Consider the following 17,295-nt stretch of genomic DNA (forward strand, 5'->3'; position numbering starts at 1 on the left):
CGCTCCGGCGGAGGCCGGGAACCGTACACCTCCGCCGGACGTCGGTCACTCCGGCAGGAGCCATCTCCCGACTGGCGTTACGCTCACGATCGTCAGGGGGCCGAAACGACCCAGTGGGGGATACCGAGCAATGCGCGCACTGCGAATTCTGCTGATACTCGTCATCGTCTTCGGCGGGCTGTTCGTCGCCGCGGACCGCGCGGCGGTGTACTTCGCCGAGGGACAGGTGGCCGACAAGATCAAGTCGAGCCAGGGGCTGAGCACCGATCCCAAGGTCTCCATCAAGGGCTTTCCCTTCCTGACCCAGATCCTCGGCTCCTCGCTGGACGAGGTCGACATCTCTCTCGACGGCGTCAGCGCCAGCGCGGACGGCCACAATGTCGAGGTGACCGACGTCCAGGCCGAGCTCAAGGACGTCACGATCAACAGCAGCTTCTCGTCCGCGACCGCCGCGCGGGCCAACGGCTCGGCGCACATCTCGTACGCCGATCTGGCCAAGTCGGCGCCGAAGGGCGCGACCGTCGGTTACGCGGGAGCCGAGCGGGCCGCCAAGGGCCAGGTCAAGCTCTCCGGCTCGCTGACGGATGTGCTGGAAGGCGCGGGCATAGAGGTCCCCGACACGGTCAGGGCGCTGCTGAACGGCCAGAACGTCACCGCGTACAGCACGGTGTCGCTGGAGAGCGGCAACACGGTCCGGCTGCGGGCCGAGTCCCTGCCGCAGCTCGCGGTGCCGGGTCTGAACGACCAGGTGCGGGACGTGGTCAACTACGACCTGAAGATCGACGGGATACCGTCGACGATCAAGCTCGACAAGGTCGTCGCCGCCGAGGACGGTCTGCGCTTCTCCGGTACGGGCACGAATATCTCGGTCGCGGGCTGAGCGCCAGGTGCCTGAGCGCCAGGTGTCCGAGTCGCCGGGTGTCTGAGCGGCGGTGCCCGAGCCGCCGGATGACTGAGCCGCCGGACGGCTGAGCGCGGTGGACAGCCGGATGGTGAGACGCCGGTGTCCGGTCCGCAGATGGAAAGCACGCGAGAAGGCAGGGCCGACCGGTGTCCGGCCGGCCGGCCCGGCCTTCGTCTCGCCTTTTGGACGATCGCGTCTCATCATGCGAAGCACCGGTGACATGGCCGCCTGAACGTCCCTACGATCGACGTATGCAGTGCTTTATCAGCGGTCTCCGGCAGCGGGGACAAGCGGATCTCACGAAGCGGCGGGCAGTCGACCTGTGCCGCGTCTCCGCCATGCTCTGTCGCACTGTCTGAGCGGGACGTCCGCGTCCCGTTTTCCAGGTCCTTCGAGTAGCTCGGGGCCACTCCGCGCCGTACGCAGGCCTCCCCGCCCCGTGCCCGGAAGCCCTCCCCGTATCACCTCGCCGCACACTGCCCCGGAGGAGAAAAGCATGAGCCGCAGCGACGTCCTGGTAGACGCCGACTGGGTCGAGGCCCACATCGACGACCCGAAGGTTGTCATCGTCGAGGTCGACGAGGACACCTCCGCCTACGACAAGAACCACATCAAGAACGCCGTCAGGATCGACTGGAAGGCCGACCTCCAGGACCCGGTCCGCCGCGACTTCGTCGACCAGGAGGGCTTCGAGAAGCTCCTGTCGGCCAAGGGCATCGCCAACGACGACACCGTCGTCCTGTACGGCGGCAACAACAACTGGTTCGCCTCCTACGCTTACTGGTACTTCAAGCTGTACGGCCACGACTCCGTCAAGCTCCTCGACGGCGGTCGCAAGAAGTGGGAGCTGGACTCCCGCGATCTGGTCGAGGCCGTCCCGGAGCGCGCCGCCACCTCGTACAAGGCCAAGCCCCAGGACACCTCGATCCGTGCCTTCCGTGACGACGCGGTCGCCGCGATCGGCACGCAGAACCTGGTCGACGTGCGCTCGCCCGACGAGTTCAGCGGCAAGCTGCTCGCTCCGGCGCACCTCCCGCAGGAGCAGTCGCAGCGTCCGGGCCACATCCCGACCGCCCGCAACATCCCGTGGTCGAAGAACGCCAACGACGACGGCACCTTCAAGTCGGACGACGAGCTCAAGGAGCTGTACACCGACGAGCAGGTCGACCTGGCGAAGGACACCATCGCGTACTGCCGCATCGGCGAGCGGTCCGCGCTGACCTGGTTCGTGCTGCACGAGCTGCTCGGTGTCGAGAACGTCAGGAACTACGACGGCTCGTGGACCGAGTACGGCTCGCTCATCGGTGTGCCGATCGAGCTCGGCGCCAACAAGTAAATCCGCCCCGACCCGGAGGACTGAACAGTATGTGTGGAGCACAGGCCGGCGGCCCCGACGCCTCGACGATCAAGCCCGGTGAAACCACCATCCAGGGTTCCGTGACCCGTGACGGCGAGCCCGTCACCGGTTACGTGCGTCTGCTGGACTCGACCGGCGAGTTCACCGCCGAGGTCCCGACCTCGGCGACCGGGCAGTTCCGCTTCTACGCGGCCGAGGGCACCTGGACGCTGCGCGCGCTCGTCCCCGGCGGCACCGCGGACCGTACGGTCGTCGCGCAGACCGGTGGTCTCTCCGAGGTCGCGATCGCGGTCTGAGTTCGTCTCAACCGGCCGGAGGGCCGCACCCCAGGGAGTTGGACGCTCACTGGAACGGGTGCGGCCCTCCGAGCCGCTCCGGTGGCGGCCGACGCACGCGGGAGGCCCGGCCCGGAGCCTTCGCTCGTGAGGTTCTCTCCGAGCGGTTCGGTCGTACGCTGGAAGCATGTACACGCGACGGCGTCGTTGGTACTTCCTGTTGATGGGCGGGTGCCTGGCCATCTTCATCTCGGCCTGGGCCTTCGTCAGGCTCTGGTCGGTCCCGGCCGCTGTCGGACTCTGTGTCGTCGCCATGATCATCCCGCCGATCGCGGCGATGGTCGGAAACGCGCGCGGCAAGGACGACCGCTGGTGGGACGACCCGACCGGAGACCCCAAGTCGGACGAGTGGTGGGACGAACTGGACGGCAAGAAGCGCGACAAGCCACCGTCCGGCGGGCGCAGACAGGACCTGTAGACGCGCACGGGATTCATTGAGCGGGCGCGCGGCATCACCGCCCGGCCCGACTCGCTCAGCGCGCGGTCGGTGGACGAACGCGCGAGGGATGGCCGCGCGCCGGATCAGTAGACGAGTGCCTGCACGCCGTCGGCCATGATCTCGCTGACGAAGACCTGCGCGCCGGCGATCCGTACTCCTTCCAGCACATCCTTCTCCGCGATGTCGCGCCGCGCCGCGCACTGCGTGCACAGCGTGATCCGGCCGCCGGCCTGGATCGACTCGATCAGATCCGGCAGCGGCGCGGAGTGCGGCAGCTCGAACTCCGCGGCCCGTCCGGGCAGCGCGAACCACGCGGACTCACCCGTCAGCCAGAGCGAGACCTCCACTCCGCTGGCCACGGCGACCGCGGCCACCGTGAAGGCCTGAGAGCAGCGTTCCGGGGCGTCGGACCCGGCGGTCACTTTGATCACGAGCTTCTTCGCCGATTGCATATGCCGAACTGTAATCCGCCGCCGTACAACCCCACCTCGCGTTCATGGGTCAGGTCTGTGCGCGGATAACGGAATCCGCGCCTCAGGTCTCGTGGGGGGACCCTCTTTTGGAATCATTGCCAGCTCCGGAGCCGGTGGGCTTTCCGGAGCCTCAGCCTGCTCCGGCCCGGCCGACGCGGCCGCCGCGCCGACGCGGCCGTACGATCCTGCTGATCGCCGCCGCCGCGGTGCTCGGTGTCGTCGGCGGAGTCGCCGTCGGTTACACGGTGCAGGCCGACCGCGCGCCGACCCCGCTCGCGGCGCTCTCCCAGCCGGGCCTGGCGTATCCCGCCAAGTCTCTTCCGAAGGGCAAGGAAGCGGATCCGCTGTCCGCCAAGGAGGACAACCGGGTCAGGACGGACGGCGATCTGCACAAGCTGCTGCTCACCAAGCCCTCCGGCGCGCGTGACGGCGCCGCGTACGGGGTCGGCGACGGCTGGCTCTCGCTCAGCGGCTACGCCCTCGACTTCGAGAGCGAGGACTACATGTTCGAGGAGCTGGCCTCCGCGGACCTGCGCCGGATCGCGGTCACGAGCTGGGAGCAGGACGAGTACCGCGTGACGAACATCGTGCTCGTGCAGTTCCAGGACGGCTCGACCATGGGCGCCGTCGACCACGGCGAGGGCCAGCAGGCATATATGCCCGACCCGGAGGAAGGCGCGGGGAACTCCGGCGACCCCATCAAGGGCAGCGGCAACGGCCGCTACTACGTGTACAAGCCCCGTCCGGAGACCGCGCGATACCTGGCGTCCTACCGGGCCCGCGCCGTCGCGCAACGCGGCAACATCATGATCGAGATCAACATCCTGGACACCAAGCCGATCAGCAAGAAGGACATCCGGACGCTGGCCGAGCGGCAACTGGAGCGCCTGTGACCGACGACCGGAACACCCAGACGTCCCAGGAGCCGGCGGCCGAGCCCGCTCCGGTTGAGCCGCCGGTTGAGCCGCCGGTCCCGGTCGAACCGCCTGCCGAGCCTCAGGCCCCGGTCGAGCCGGTGCTCCCGGCCGAGCCGGTGGCCGGTACGGACGGCGCTCCCGCGTCTCCGGCAGCGCCGTCCCGGCGCACGCTCGCGCGGCGGCTCGTCGGGACCGTACTGCCCGCCGTTCTTGTCCTCGGAGCCGCGGGCGGCGGGATCGCGTACACCAAGAACACCGTCGACCGGGCCGACAAGACCGCACCCACCACCGTCTGGAAGAAGACGGCCGCCAAGCCGGACCCGGACCCGGCCGGTGACATCGGCAAGGGCCGGACCGACACCGACCTCAGCCGGAAACTGCTGCCCGTGCCCGACGGCTTCCGCCTCGGTCCCGACATCGGAGAGTTCGGCAACGACGACGAGCTGACCGCCAAGCAGGCGACGACGCTCATGAAGTCGATCGGTGAAGGGCTCTCCGGCAAGATACGGCGAGAGCTCAACAAGGAGATCGACAAGCTCGGTGTCAAGGGCCTCGCCTCGCGCTCGTACACCGCGGATTCGAACGATCTCGTCGCCGAGATCTACGTCATGCGGATCACGGACCGCGAAGCCGTCCACAACTGGTACAAGAGCCAGTCGCAGCGTCCCGGCACGCGCAAGGGCCCGGCCGTCGAGGGCCACAAGAAGGCCGCCTGCTTCCTGGCTCCCAAGAACACCAAGACCGACCTCGACGGGATGGAGTGCGTGGCGTACGACGGCGAACTGACCGTCCACATCGTCGCGTACGGCACGAAGCCGCTCGACACGTCCGCCGTGGCCGATCTGATGAAGGATCAGCTCGGCCACATCGCATCCCCGGGGAAGTACATATGACCGAGCAGGCAGCCACTCCGGCGGAGTCCGCGCCCGAGCCGGTCTCCGGCCCGGTGGCCACTTCCGCCGCCACGGACGCGCCCGCGCCCGCCGCCGAAGCCACGGCCGCGCCCGCCGCCTCCGTACCGCCGCTGCCGGACCGGCCGCCGGTGCCACCGGCCGCCGGCCTCTCGTGGCCGGAACCAGGCGCCCTTCCCGACGGGCCTCCGCGACCGCCCGGGCCGCCCCGCCGGGTGCTGCGCGCGGTCGCGCGCTGGACCGCCGCCGTGCTGGTCTGCGGTGGCCTCGGCACCGGCGTCGCCTTCTCCATCACCGGCATGGAGCGCACCGACGTCCCCGGCCTCGCCACACGGAGCGACGGCCGCTGGGACTATCCGCGGCTCACCCTGCCCGCGCTGCCGGCCGGTTCTCCGCGCCCGTTCAACGAGGCCAACACGGCGGAGATCCACCACGCCGATCTGCGCGATCTGCTGCTGCCCGCTCCGGCCGGGGCCACCGCCGACAAGAAGCTGACCGGCGGCTGGGTGAGCACCGAGCAGTATCTGTCCGAGTACGCGCCGGAGAAGCGCGCCGATCTCGGGACGGGGCTGCGCGACTACGCCGTACGGCATATCGCGGCGCGCGGCTGGACGATGCCCGACGGCACCAGCTCACGCGTCTATCTGCTGCGTTTCGACTCGGTCGCGTTCGCGGAGGGCTTCAAGGACCGGCAGGTGCTCGCCGGGCTGGTCGCCGGTGTGCCGCTGGCCGCCGCGCCCACCACCGAGCTGGACGAAGAGTGGTCCGACACCGCCGGAGCCGTGGAGGACACCACGAGCTATGTGTACGCGGAGCCCAAGCCGTACGGCGATACGCAGGTCCGCCAGGCGTATGTGCTGGCCGGTGACACCCTCGCGCTGGTCGTCCAGGAGCGGAAGGGCGGCGCCGCCGGTGTGCCGTTCCACCAGACGCTGATCCTGCAGAACCAGCTCCTCGGCTGAGCGGGCAGCACCTCATCGAGAGGGCCGGGTTCCCACCCATTAGGCTGGGGCCCGGCCCTTCCCGTCCGCATCACTCATCCGAGGAGCCTCCGTGCTTGAGGACTTTTTCACTGCCCTGCTGGTCCTCGTCTGTGTCGGCGTGCTCGCCTTCGCCGCTCTGACCGTGAAGAAGCTGTACCAGGGCCAGCGCTGACCCTGTCGCGCCCGCGCACCGGCGTCCGGCCCTCGCCCGCGCCTGCCCTCTCACCACTACAGATCGCCTGAGCTGCTCATGATCGAGATTCCGTCCGACCTGCACCCGGACCTTGTTCCGCTCGTCTTCCTCCTCGGCGACTGGGAAGGCGTCGGCGTCTTTGACTTTCCCGGCGAGGAGAAGGCCAATTTCGGCCAGGAAGTCACCTTCAGCCATGACGGCAGGGACTTCGTCGAGTACGTGTCCCACACCTGGGCACTGGACGCCGAGGGCAAGAAGGTCCGGCCGATCGAGTCCGAGTCGGGCTTCTGGCGGATCGACAAGGACCGCAAGGTCGAGGTCGTGATGGTCCGTGACCAGGGTGTCGTGGAGGTCTGGTACGGCGAGCTGGCCGACCAGAAGCCGCAGATCGACCTGGTCACCGACGCGGTGGCGCGTACGGCGGCCTCCGGCCCGTACAGCGGTGGCAAGCGGCTCTACGGCTATGTGAAGGGCGACCTGATGTGGGTGGGCGAGAAGTCCACGCCCGACGTCCCGCTGCGGCCGTACATGTCCGCGCACCTCAAGAAGGTCGTCTCGCCGGACCAGGTCGCGGCCTGGGCCAAGGACCTCGGTGACCTGCCGGACGACGGCATCGCCTTCTTCAAGTAGGCCCCGCGCCTTCCTCGGGCAGGCCCCGCCGGCCGCTGCCGCACCAGGCCCGACCTGCCCCGATCGGCGCACTGGCGCGGATCGGTCCCCGGCCGGGACGGGCCTGCCTACACTGGGTCCGTGGTGAGCACCGACTGGAAGAGCGATCTGCGGCAGCGCGGCTACCGGCTGACCCCGCAGCGCCAGCTTGTCCTGGAAGCCGTCGACTCGCTCGAACACGCGACTCCGGACGACATCCTCGGTGAGGTGCGCAGAACCGCCTCCGGTGTGAACATCTCCACCGTCTACCGGACGCTGGAGCTGCTGGAGGAGCTGGGACTCGTCTCGCACGCGCATCTCGGGCACGGCGCTCCGACGTACCACCTGGCCGACCGCCACCATCACATCCACATGGTCTGCCGGGACTGTACGAACGTCATCGAGGCCGATACCGAGGTCGCCGCGGAGTTCACCGACAAGCTCCGCGAGACCTTCGGCTTCACGACGGACATGAAGCACTTCGCGATCTTCGGCCGCTGCCGCAACTGCACGGCCCGCGCCGCGAACGGCGAGTCGTAGGCTAATCAGTATGAAGAGTCCCTTGCTGGCCCTGCCCGGAGCCGTCGCCGCCGAAGGCCAGGACGAAGGTGTCGCCGCGCACTACGGCGATCTGTTCCGCGAACAGCGCACGCTGGCCGACGGCACCGGTCTCGTCGACCTCTCGCACCGCGCCGTCGTCACCGTCACCGGCGACGACCGGCTGAGCTGGCTGCATCTGCTGCTCACCCAGCATGTCAGCGAGCTGCCGCCGGGCCGCGCGACCGAGGCGCTGGTCCTCTCGGCGAACGGCCACATCGAGCACGCGCTCTATCTCGTGGACGACGGCACGACGGTCTGGGCGCATGTCGAGCCCGGCACCCAGGAGGCGCTCATCGCCTATCTGGAGTCGATGAAGTTCTTCTACCAGGTCGAGGTCGCGGACCGTACGGACGAATTCGCGGTGGTCCACCTGCCCGCCGGTTCCATCGCCGAGGCCCCGCAAGGCGCCGTCGTACGGGAGACACCGTACGGCCGGGACGTCTTCCTGCCGCGCGCCGGCCTGGAGTCCTACGCGGCGGCGCACGGGCCGCTGGCCGGGATCCTCGCGTACGAGGCGCTGCGCATCGAGAGCCACCGGCCGCGTCTCGGCTTCGAGACCGACCACCGGACCATCCCGCACGAGCTGGGCTGGATCGGCAGCGCGGTCCATCTGCAGAAGGGCTGCTACCGGGGCCAGGAGACCGTGGCCCGGGTGCAGAACCTGGGCAAGCCGCCGCGCCGGCTGGTCTTCCTGCACCTGGACGGCAGCGACGTCCATCTGCCGGGCCACGGCACTCCGGTACGCCTCGCGGCGGACGGAGCCGACGGGCGGCAGCTCGGCTTCATCACCACCTCGGCCCGCCACCATGAGCTCGGCCCGATCGCTCTGGCCCTGGTCAAGCGCAATGTGCCGGTGGACGCGGAGCTGATGGCGGGAGACACGGCGGCGGCGCAGGAAGCGGTCGTGGAAGCCTGAGCCGCTTCCCGGCAGCCGCGTGCCGGGCCGGTCGGGTGGCGGGCCGGTCGAGTGGCGTCGAGCGCGCCGGAGACCGGCGCGCTTCCGGCGTCACATGTCGAGCACCACCGTGAACGGGCCGTGATTCGTGAGCGAGACGCGCATGTCCGCTCCGAACCGGCCCGTCTCCACCCGCGCTCCCAGCTCACGCAGCCGCGCCACCACCTCGTCGACCAGCGGTTCGGCCACCGCGCCCGGCGCCGCCGCGTTCCAGGTGGGCCGGCGACCCTTGCGGGCGTCCCCGTAGAGAGTGAACTGCGAAATCACCAGGAGCGGGGCGTTCACATCGGAACAGGACTTCTCGCCCTCCAGGATCCGCAGCGACCAGAGCTTGCGGGCAAGCTGGGCCGCCTTCTCCTTTGTGTCCTCATGGGTGACTCCCACCAGCACACACAGTCCTTCGCCGACGATCTCGCCGACGGTTTCCGTTCCGGACTCCGTCACGACGACGACGCTCGCGCCGTCGACCCTCTGCACCACTGCACGCATACGGGCCAACCTATCGGGGGCCGAACGGGTGCAGATTGCACGCATGCCCGGTGGCCGGAGTGGCACCATGCACGGAGGCGGTGCGTTCGCGTACCGGTCGAGGGATGGGGGTTCCCAGCGGAGCGAGGGACGGGTCTCCCCAGCGGAGTGAGGGGAAGTACGCGCGATGAGTACATCAGGCGCCGGGCAGTCGCCCGGTCCCGTACCGACGACCCGGACCACCACCGGGACCGGCAGCGGTCCCGCCGCCGTCGGCACCAGCTTGGGCACAGGCCCTCCCGGCGCGGGCCCGGGCAGCGGCTCCGGAGCGCCGGGACTGCGGCCGCCCGTGCAGCGGACCGCCGTCGAGGGCACGCTGCCCGCGCCCCGGCCGTACGACTTCAGGATCCTGCGACTGCCGGAGCTGCGCGCGCTGCGCCGTGACTCCCAGCGCGACGAGGCCGATCTCAGCTATCTGCGCCGGCTGCTCCAGGGCCGGATCGACATCCTGCGGGCCGAGCTGGCCCGCCGTACCGCGCCGGAGACTCCCGTGGTCGACCGGCTCTCCGAGATTCTCACCGACAGCCCTTCGCGGCACCGTTCGTCCGCGCGTCATGTGACGCTCTCCACGCCGCGCAGCGCGGAGTACCGGCAACTGGCCGCCGAGACGCTCGCCGAGGTGGAGCTCTCCGATCTGGAGGCGCGCACGGACGAGGAGCTGCTCTCGGCGATGGGACGGCTGGTCGGCAATGAGCAGCAGCTCTCGCGCCGCCGTCACCAACTGCAACGGACCGCTGACGATTGCAGTGCGGAGATCGCCCGCAGGTACCGTGAGGGAGAAGCACAAGTAGACGACCTGCTCACGTAATGCCGCTGATGCTCATGCCGCTGATGCCTTCCGGAGCGGGTCCGGCCCCGGAAGGCTGATGATGAGCAGCGCCACCGCCATATCCCCGGTTCTCGCGGAAGCCGTGCGATCCGGTTTTGTCGAGAGCCGGCACCGAGGTTCGCTGGTGCTGCTCGCCGCCGACGGCAGTGTGGAACTGGAGGTCGGCGATCCGGCCGCGCCGGTCTTTCCTCGCTCCAGCAACAAGCCGATGCAGGCCGCCGCGGTGCTGCGGGCCGGACTCGAACTGTCGGGTCAGCGGCTGGCCCTGGCGTCCGCGAGCCACTCCGGCGAGGGTTTCCATCTCGCTCTCGTACGGGAGATGCTCGCCGAGTACGGACTGACGGACGCCGATCTCGGGACGCCGCCGGATCTTCCGCTGGACCCGGTCGAGGCGGAGTCCTATCTCGCCTCCGGCGGAGTGCGCGACCGCGTCGTCATGAACTGCTCGGGCAAGCACACGGCGATGCTGGCGGCCTGCGCTCTGAACGGCTGGCCGACGGACAGCTATCTGGATCCGGGCCATCCGCTCCAGCGGCTCGTCCGTACGGTGGTCGAGGAGGCGGCGGGAGAGCGGGTCTCGGCCGTCGGTACCGACGGCTGCGGCGCGCCACTGATGGCGCTCAGCCTCACCGGACTGGCCCGTGCCTTCCGCCACTTCGTGCTGGCCGCGCCGGGCACGGCGGAGCGCCGGGTGGCGGACGCGATGCGTGCCCACCCCGAGTTTGTCGCGGGCACGCGCAGGCCCGACACCTGGCTGATGCGGGAGGTGCCCGGCACGCTGTCCAAGATGGGCGCGGAGGCGGTGCAGGCGGTGGCTCTGCCGGACGGCCGCGCGCTGGCTTTCAAGATCGACGACGGCGGGACACGGGCGCTCGGTCCGGTGCTGGCGCGCGCGCTCGGCCTGCTGGGCGTGGACGCCGAGGTGGTGGGCCGGATCGGACGGGCGCCGCTGCTGGGCGGCGGCGGTGAGGTCGGCGGGGTCCGCGCGGCGTTCTGAGCGTCCGCACGCCCGAGCGCCGGTGAAAAACCCGGCTGCGGGAGGAGAGGCGCGCCGTTTAGCGTGTGAGCATGAATCTTGAGGTCCGTCATGTCACCGCGTCCGAGTTTCCCGACTGGACACGCGCCCTGGACACCGGATTTCTGCGTCCGCCGGTCATGGCGGACGAGGTGGTGGCCGGGCGGCTCGCCAGTACCGATCTGGCCCGTACGCAGGGCGCGTTCGACAATGGACGCTGTGTGGCGACGTTCCGGTCCTTCACTCAGGAGCTCACGGTGGTCGGCGGCGCCGTGCTGACGGCGGACGCGATCTCCAATGTCACCGTCTCGCCCACACACCGGCGGCGCGGACTGCTCAGCCGGATGATGGCCGCCGATCTGACGGCCGCGCGGGAGCGCGGTGACGCCGTGGCCACGCTGATCGCCGCCGAGTATCCGATCTACGGCCGGTACGGCTTCGGTCCGGCCACCTCGATCACCGAGTGGTCGGTCGATGTACCGCGCGCGGGTCTCGATCCGCGCTGGGCGAGCCCGGCGGACGGCGGCCGGATCGACCTGGTCGACGGCGCGGACATACGCAAACTCGGGCCGGAGTTCCACGACCGCTTCCGGGCGCTCCAGCCCGGCGCGACCGATCGCGACGAGCGCTGGTGGCAGCTCAACACCGGCCAGGCGCCCAGCGGTCACGCCTGGACCGAGCCCTTCTACGCCGTCTACCGCTCGGCGGCCGGTGAGGTCGAGGGCCTGGCCGTCTACACCGCCGACAGCACCTGGGGCGACGGCAAGCAGCCGCTCAACACCGCGTCGGTGCGGCGGCTGACCGCGCTGACCCCGGCGGCGGAGCGCGCGCTGTGGCGGTTCATCTGCTCGATCGACTGGATCACCACGGTCAGGACCGGATACCGCGCGCCGGACGATCTGCTGCCGTACTTCCTTCCCGACCCGCGCGCCGCGCGGATCGTGACCCACGCCGACTATCTGTGGCTGCGGATCCTCGATGTCGTACGCGCCCTTGAGGCCCGTACGTACGCCGTGGCGGGCAGCCTGGTCCTGGAGATCCACGACGACGGCGGGCCGGCGGCCGGCCGCTTCCGGCTGGACGCCTCTCCGGCCGGGGCCGACTGCGCTCCGACCACGGAGTCGCCCGATATCGCGCTGGGAGCACGGGAATTGGCCGCGCTGTACCTGGGAGACGCATCGGCGGTACGGCTCGCGGCGCTGGGTGTCCTGACCGAGGAGCGGCCCGGCGCGGCGGCGGTCGCGGAGTCGCTCTTCCGTACGGCGCGGCGGCCCTGGTGCCCGGACGTCTTCTGACGCCCGGCCCGCTGTCCGGCGCCGGCCAGGACGGATTTACGAAACTGCCCTTGAGGGCTGTCCCGTAAGCCCAGGCGGGCGCGCGACGTCGGCTACGGCACCTCGCCGCGTTGTCGGAACGCCCCCATACGCCCAGTATGGGGACGCTCCTCCGCCTTGCGACGCACCGCATCCGGCGCCGCGCGCTGATCCACCAGGGATTACGGGACAGCCCTTGGCGCTGCGTACGCTTTATGGTCATGAACGGCGACGACGGTAACGAGGACCGCGGCAACGGCCACGGCCATGACTCCGGCCTCGGGCTGCGGGAACGCAAGAAGCGGCAGCGGCACCGGGCCATCTCCGACGCGGCGATCACGCTCTTTCTCGCGAAGGGCTTCGACCGCGTCTCCGTCGCGGAGGTCGCGGCCGCCGCCGGGATCTCCAAGCCGACCCTCTTCCGGTACTTTCCCGCCAAGGAGGATCTGGCGCTGCACCGGTTCGCCGACCATGAGGACGAGGCGGCCCGGGTGGTGTCGGGACGGCCCGGCGATGTCCGTCCGCTGGACGCCCTGCGGCGGCATTTCCTGGCCGGTCTCGACCAGCGCGATCCGGTGACCGGGCTCAATGACGACGACGGTGTGCTCGTCTATCACCGGCTGCTGTACGGGACGCCGAGCCTGGTCGCGCGGCTGTACGCGTATCAGCGGCGCTCCGAGGAGGCGCTGGCCGCGGCCCTCGGCGGCGGTATCGAGGGTGCGCTCGGAGCCGGGCAGATCATCGCCGTACTGCGGATTCTCGCGCAGGAGAACTGGCGTCGGGTCGCCGCCGGGGAGGAGGCCGCGGAGGTCTATCCCGACGCGGTGGCCGCCGCGGAGCTGGCGTTCGGACGGCTGCGCGACGGGCTCGGCCTCTGGTGAGGCTCGGGCACCGCCGGCGCGTGGGCCTCCGGGGCCCGTCAGGTCACGGCCGGTCGGCGGACTACTGACCGCGGGGCTGGGTGAAGCGCAGCAGATTGCCGGAAGGGTCGCGGAAGGCGCAGTCGCGGACGCCGTAGGGCTGGTCGACCGGCTCCTGGATCACCTCGCCGCCTGCGGCCTGGATGTGCTCGAAGGTGGCGTCGCAGTCATCGGTCGCGAAGATGACGCCGCGCATCAGGCCCTTGGCCATCAGCTCCGCTATCGCCTGTTTGTCGGCGGGTGAGGCGTTCGGGTTCGCGACGGGCGGTTCGAGGACGATGTTCACGTCCGGCTGGGACGGCGAGCCGACCGTCACCCAGCGCATCCCCTCGAATCCGACGTCATTGCGTACCTCAAGACCGAGAATGTCGCGGTAGAAGGCGAGGGCCTTGTCGTGGTCGTCGACAGCGATGAAGCACTGCGAAAGCTTGATATCCATACCGGTCACGCTACGACCGGGCGGCTGAGGACGCTTCTCCATTCCTGACCGGCCGCGTCATGATCTTGGCGATGCAGGCCGGGATGGCCGCGCCCTGGTCGTGGCCACGGGCCCGATAGGCACTCGGGCTCTCTCCGACCAGCTCGGTGAACCGCGAGCTGAACGACCCCAGCGACGAGCATCCGACCGCGAAACAGACCTCCGTCACCGTCAGGTCACCACGGCGCAGCAGCGCCTTGGCGCGCTCGATCCGGCGTGTCATCAGATAGCTGTACGGGGTCTCTCCGAAAGCGGCGCGGAAGCTGCGGGAGAAATGCCCGGGCGACATGAGCGCGGTACGCGCCAGCGCCGGGACGTCGAGTGGCCGCGCGTATTCGCGGTCCATCAGGTCGCGGGCCTGGCGCAGCCGGACCAGGTCGGCTTGGTTCACCGGCCCAGCATCGCACGGCGTCCGACGGCGGCTGCCGGGCGTGCCCGCGTACCAGGGGCGCGCATGGCGACGGGCGCACGCTCTCGGCCCGCGCCTGCCTGCTACCGACAACTGGTAACTCTCTGTCTTCAGTTGGGTACTGATAGTGATGTAACGCACCACGCATCGTTGGGAGTCCCATGCGCAACCGTCACGCCCTCCGTTCCGCCGTCACCGCCGCGGTGATGACCTCCGTACTGGCCCTGGGCACGAGCACGGCCTTCGCGAGCAGCTTCCTGAGCTGGGAGGGCCCGCAGGACACCGGCCGCGCCAAGCAGATCACGCCGTGCGGCTGCAGCAACATCGATCCCAACTTCCGCGCGGCCTACCGGTTCGACCACACCGGCCAGGACGCGACGATGTACAACAGCAGCGGTTGTCGGGGGGTGAGCCATTACACCTTCAGGGGCGACTCGCACAGTGCCAAGCCGTTCGGCTGGCGAAGCATCTTCATCCACTGCTGACCGGTTCCGCTGACCGGTTCCGCTGATCGGTTTCGCTGACCGGGCGACACGGTCGGCGGAGCGGCGGCGGTGAGACGAGTGCCTGGCGCGGCAATGGCCGGCCGCTCCCCATCCGGATCGGCAGGGGACAGCCAGGTGACCCGTCTCCGCATCTGGTCCGGGCTCTCCGGCGCTCATTCGCCGAGGGCCGTACGGACCACGGCTCGCCGGGTCCGGCCGTCATCCGGCCTGGACCCGGACCGGCGCCTACGGCCCTGCTCCTCCTCCAGGGGGCAGGGCCGTAGGTGTCTTCGCTGCGCCGCCGGTCCATTGCGGCTGACGGCACGCGCCGATCCGAGAAGACCGACCGGACGGGATGTGGCGCCCGCGTCCTGGCCCGTCCCGGAAGACCGTTCCAGGAGCATGGCGTTTCCGCAGGTCAGAGGTCGTTTTTTCATTCCAGCGTCCCATTCTCCCGGTGGATGGTTGCCGCCAGGACGGTGCGGGCCGAAAGCTGTGACCAGACAGCGGCACCGGCCCGGGAAGCGCTCGTCGCTCCAGCGACCGAGTCCCGTGCCGTCGTCACACTTCTGTCTCTCCGAGCCCGCCGCGCCGTCGCAACACCGCGTCCGGTGTGGGCAGCAGGCTCGATCCAACCGACACGGGAAGAAGAATCATGCGCAAGCACCGCATCCGTACCACCGCCCTGGCAGCCACCGCTCTTGTCGCCGCCCTGTCACTGACCGCCTGCCAGAACACGGACACAGACGCCGCGAAGGCCTCTTCTTCCGCTCCCGCCGACGGCGCGGCCACCACAGCCGGCCCGTCCTCCGACGCCACCGGCCCGGACACGTCACAGGACTCCGGCACAGCGGGCAAGGAAAGCGCGAACAAGGGAAACGGCAGCAGCACCGGTACGGGCAGCAGCGCCTCGGGCAGCGGTGGCGCCTCCGGCACCAACGCGGGCTACGCCAGTGGCGGCTCCGGCAGCGGTGACAAGACCGGTTACGGGCAGAGTTGCGGCGCCAACGACATTTCCTGGAGCACCAAGTCCGAGAGCCAGGCCGGCGGATACATCCTGATCATCGCGAAGGCCAAGCGCGGCATCACCTGTGTCCTGCCCAGCGGGCTTCCGACGGTGGCCTTCGGATCCGACGGTACCGAGGCGCACCCGGCGGAGCAGGTCGCCGGTGACGCGATCACACTGACCGGAGGCCGCACCGTCTACGCGGGAGTGAACCCGAAGACCACCAAGGACAACGGTGGCAAGGAACTGGACAGCATCATCGTCGCCGTCGGCAACGACGACCCGAACCCGGTCTCTCTGCCGGTCGGCACGATCACCGTCGACAAGCCGATCGTCACCAACTGGCACACCTCGGTGGCGGACGTCGTGCCCTTCCTCTCCTGATTCTGAAACTCCTGAAACTCCTGAAACTCCTGAAAAGACTCGCGATGAGCAGACCGGAACCGTTGCGGCCGGCACAACGGCCGCAACGGTTCCGCCCGAGGGCTGCGTTGTCTCTCCCGGGCGCGGGTCGTGGTGGCAGGTGCTCCGGCATGATCGATCCGTGGAGCATCGATGGGACGGGCGGAAGTCCACGGGAGAAAGGCGGTAGATGGATATGCCCAGGGGCTGGGAGTGGGACGACACGCTGTTCCTGGGCGCGGCGCCGTATTACCAGCGCGGGAGACTTCCGTACGCACCCGGGCTCGCGGACATGCTTGCCGAGGTGCTGACACTCGACGGCCGCGGCCGTCTGATCGATGTGGGCTGTGGGCCCGGCACACTGGCTCTCGGTTTGGCGCACCTGTTCAGTGAGGTGGTCGGTGTGGACCCGGACAGCGGGATGATCGCTGAGGCCGGACGCCGGGCCGCCGAGGCAGGAGTGACGGACAAGGCGCGATGGGTTCGGATCCGCGCCGAATACCTGCCGGCGGGCCTCGGGACGTTCACCATCGCGACCTTTGGCCAGTCCTTTCACTGGATGGATCGCGATCTGGTGGCGGCGACCGTCAGGGACATGCTGCGGTGGGCCGGTGCACTGGTCCACATCGCGGACCTGAAGACGGAGACGCGAGCCGTCGACGGTCTCCCGCATCCGGCTGTTCCGTATACCGCTGTCCAGGATCTGATCAGGCAGTATCTGGGACCGGTCCGACGAGCCGGCCGTGGAGTACTGCCGCACGGAACACCAGGCGGAGAGAGCGCTGTTCTCAGCCGGGCGGGCTTCTCCGGCCCGGAGCGGTATGTCGTGCCCGGAGGGCAGGCGCTGGAACGCACCTGCGGTGATGTCCTCGCATGGGTGTTCTCGCTGTCTTCCTCCGCGCCGCATCTCTTCGGCACGCGGCACGGCGACTTCGAGGCGGACCTCAATCGGCTACTGCGGGATGCGTCGCCTTCGGGCCGCTTCTCCGAGCGCCGGCCTGGCACCGAGATATTCGTCTGGCGCAAGAACCCGGCGGCGGCCGGGCAGCTTCGCTGAGACATCCACCGTGTCCCGTCTCTGCCGACCCGCTGACCTGCTCCCTGTCTCAACTGATCCGGTCTGGTTCGCTCGTCGTGTCAGACGGTCTCGTTCTGGTCCGGTTCGCCGCGAGCGGTGGGAAAAGGCGGTGGACAG

General features: G+C 69.7%; 21 protein-coding genes. 17 read left to right on the forward strand and 4 right to left on the reverse strand.

Annotated features, from left to right (window positions below):
• Nucleotides 1-130 precede the first annotated feature (130 nt).
• The 4 genes from PV679_RS21890 (at nucleotide 131) to PV679_RS21905 (ending at nucleotide 3,014) form a co-directional block, all read left to right on the forward strand.
• Nucleotides 131-880 carry a DUF2993 domain-containing protein gene (locus PV679_RS21890; RefSeq protein ID WP_319682046.1) on the forward strand — a complete coding sequence of 250 codons (750 nt, stop codon included), beginning with the start codon at nucleotides 131-133 and terminating at the stop codon, nucleotides 878-880.
• 520 nt (nucleotides 881-1,400) lie between these two features.
• Nucleotides 1,401-2,240: a sulfurtransferase gene (locus tag PV679_RS21895; protein WP_319682047.1), complete on the forward strand. Its 840-nt coding sequence runs from the start codon at nucleotides 1,401-1,403 to the stop codon at nucleotides 2,238-2,240.
• 29 nt (nucleotides 2,241-2,269) lie between these two features.
• Nucleotides 2,270-2,557: a DUF1416 domain-containing protein gene (locus tag PV679_RS21900; protein ID WP_014047432.1), complete on the forward strand. Its 288-nt coding sequence runs from the start codon at nucleotides 2,270-2,272 to the stop codon at nucleotides 2,555-2,557.
• Between the two features lie 166 nt (nucleotides 2,558-2,723).
• A complete protein-coding gene (locus PV679_RS21905) occupies nucleotides 2,724-3,014 on the forward strand; it encodes a DUF3099 domain-containing protein (RefSeq protein ID WP_319682048.1) in 291 nt (96 codons plus the stop codon).
• A 104-nt stretch (nucleotides 3,015-3,118) separates the two neighbouring features.
• On the opposite strand, the gene PV679_RS21910 is transcribed toward PV679_RS21905, so the two are convergent.
• A complete protein-coding gene (locus PV679_RS21910) occupies nucleotides 3,119-3,487 on the reverse strand; it encodes a DsrE family protein (protein ID WP_319682049.1) in 369 nt (122 codons plus the stop codon).
• Nucleotides 3,488-3,594: 107 nt separating this feature from the next.
• On the opposite strand from PV679_RS21910, the gene PV679_RS21915 reads away from it, so the two are divergent.
• The 6 genes from PV679_RS21915 (at nucleotide 3,595) to PV679_RS21940 (ending at nucleotide 8,676) form a co-directional block, all read left to right on the forward strand.
• Nucleotides 3,595-4,401, forward strand: coding sequence for a hypothetical protein (locus tag PV679_RS21915; RefSeq protein WP_319682050.1), 807 nt, complete (start codon nucleotides 3,595-3,597; stop codon nucleotides 4,399-4,401).
• On the forward strand, nucleotides 4,398-5,318 hold the full coding sequence (locus PV679_RS21920; protein ID WP_319682051.1) for a hypothetical protein: 921 nt from the start codon (nucleotides 4,398-4,400) through the stop codon (nucleotides 5,316-5,318). Before PV679_RS21915 ends, PV679_RS21920 begins: the two co-directional genes overlap by 4 nt.
• Nucleotides 5,315-6,298: a hypothetical protein gene (locus PV679_RS21925; protein WP_319682052.1), complete on the forward strand. Its 984-nt coding sequence runs from the start codon at nucleotides 5,315-5,317 to the stop codon at nucleotides 6,296-6,298. The genes PV679_RS21920 and PV679_RS21925 overlap by 4 nt, the downstream gene beginning before the upstream one ends.
• Nucleotides 6,299-6,569: 271 nt before the next feature.
• A complete protein-coding gene (locus tag PV679_RS21930) occupies nucleotides 6,570-7,142 on the forward strand; it encodes an FABP family protein (protein WP_319682053.1) in 573 nt (190 codons plus the stop codon).
• A 120-nt stretch (nucleotides 7,143-7,262) separates the two neighbouring features.
• Nucleotides 7,263-7,700, forward strand: a complete 438-nt coding sequence (locus PV679_RS21935) for a Fur family transcriptional regulator (protein ID WP_319682054.1) — start codon at nucleotides 7,263-7,265, stop codon at nucleotides 7,698-7,700.
• Nucleotides 7,701-7,710: 10 nt separating this feature from the next.
• On the forward strand, nucleotides 7,711-8,676 hold the full coding sequence (locus tag PV679_RS21940) for a glycine cleavage T C-terminal barrel domain-containing protein (protein WP_319682055.1): 966 nt from the start codon (nucleotides 7,711-7,713) through the stop codon (nucleotides 8,674-8,676).
• A 90-nt stretch (nucleotides 8,677-8,766) separates the two neighbouring features.
• Here the strand turns inward: PV679_RS21940 and dtd are convergent, their stop codons facing one another.
• Nucleotides 8,767-9,204, reverse strand: a complete 438-nt coding sequence (gene dtd, locus PV679_RS21945; RefSeq protein WP_319682056.1) for a D-aminoacyl-tRNA deacylase — start codon at nucleotides 9,202-9,204, stop codon at nucleotides 8,767-8,769.
• Nucleotides 9,205-9,370: 166 nt separating this feature from the next.
• Between dtd and PV679_RS21950 the strand changes: the two genes are divergently transcribed.
• The 4 genes from PV679_RS21950 to PV679_RS21965 all read left to right on the forward strand — a co-directional run bounded on the left by PV679_RS21950 (nucleotide 9,371) and on the right by PV679_RS21965 (nucleotide 13,281).
• Nucleotides 9,371-10,051, forward strand: a complete 681-nt coding sequence (locus PV679_RS21950) for an ABC transporter substrate-binding protein (RefSeq protein WP_319682057.1) — start codon at nucleotides 9,371-9,373, stop codon at nucleotides 10,049-10,051.
• A gap of 61 nt (nucleotides 10,052-10,112) precedes the next feature.
• On the forward strand, nucleotides 10,113-11,069 hold the full coding sequence (locus PV679_RS21955; RefSeq protein WP_319682110.1) for an asparaginase: 957 nt from the start codon (nucleotides 10,113-10,115) through the stop codon (nucleotides 11,067-11,069).
• 71 nt (nucleotides 11,070-11,140) lie between these two features.
• On the forward strand, nucleotides 11,141-12,382 hold the full coding sequence (locus PV679_RS21960; RefSeq protein WP_319682058.1) for a GNAT family N-acetyltransferase: 1,242 nt from the start codon (nucleotides 11,141-11,143) through the stop codon (nucleotides 12,380-12,382).
• Nucleotides 12,383-12,621: 239 nt separating this feature from the next.
• Nucleotides 12,622-13,281 (forward strand): TetR family transcriptional regulator, encoded by a 660-nt coding sequence (locus PV679_RS21965; RefSeq protein ID WP_319682059.1) that lies wholly within the window; start codon nucleotides 12,622-12,624, stop codon nucleotides 13,279-13,281.
• A 61-nt stretch (nucleotides 13,282-13,342) separates the two neighbouring features.
• On the opposite strand, the gene PV679_RS21970 is transcribed toward PV679_RS21965, so the two are convergent.
• Together PV679_RS21970 and PV679_RS21975 are read right to left on the reverse strand one after the other, a co-directional pair.
• Nucleotides 13,343-13,759: a VOC family protein gene (locus tag PV679_RS21970; RefSeq protein WP_319682060.1), complete on the reverse strand. Its 417-nt coding sequence runs from the start codon at nucleotides 13,757-13,759 to the stop codon at nucleotides 13,343-13,345.
• 10 nt (nucleotides 13,760-13,769) lie between these two features.
• A complete protein-coding gene (locus tag PV679_RS21975; RefSeq protein ID WP_319682061.1) occupies nucleotides 13,770-14,189 on the reverse strand; it encodes a helix-turn-helix transcriptional regulator in 420 nt (139 codons plus the stop codon).
• A 179-nt stretch (nucleotides 14,190-14,368) separates the two neighbouring features.
• Between PV679_RS21975 and PV679_RS21980 the strand changes: the two genes are divergently transcribed.
• The 3 genes from PV679_RS21980 to PV679_RS21990 all read left to right on the forward strand — a co-directional run bounded on the left by PV679_RS21980 (nucleotide 14,369) and on the right by PV679_RS21990 (nucleotide 17,157).
• Complete coding sequence (locus PV679_RS21980; RefSeq protein ID WP_319682062.1) at nucleotides 14,369-14,692, forward strand: MiAMP1 family antimicrobial peptide; 324 nt, start codon at nucleotides 14,369-14,371, stop codon at nucleotides 14,690-14,692.
• Between the two features lie 655 nt (nucleotides 14,693-15,347).
• On the forward strand, nucleotides 15,348-16,082 hold the full coding sequence (locus PV679_RS21985; RefSeq protein WP_319682063.1) for a DUF4232 domain-containing protein: 735 nt from the start codon (nucleotides 15,348-15,350) through the stop codon (nucleotides 16,080-16,082).
• Nucleotides 16,083-16,296: 214 nt separating this feature from the next.
• Nucleotides 16,297-17,157 carry a class I SAM-dependent methyltransferase gene (locus tag PV679_RS21990; protein WP_319682111.1) on the forward strand — a complete coding sequence of 287 codons (861 nt, stop codon included), beginning with the start codon at nucleotides 16,297-16,299 and terminating at the stop codon, nucleotides 17,155-17,157.
• The last annotated feature ends 138 nt before the right edge of the window (nucleotides 17,158-17,295 follow it).

This window comes from Streptomyces sp. AK02-01A (assembly GCF_033795305.1).
Taxonomy (GTDB): domain Bacteria; phylum Actinomycetota; class Actinomycetes; order Streptomycetales; family Streptomycetaceae; genus Streptomyces.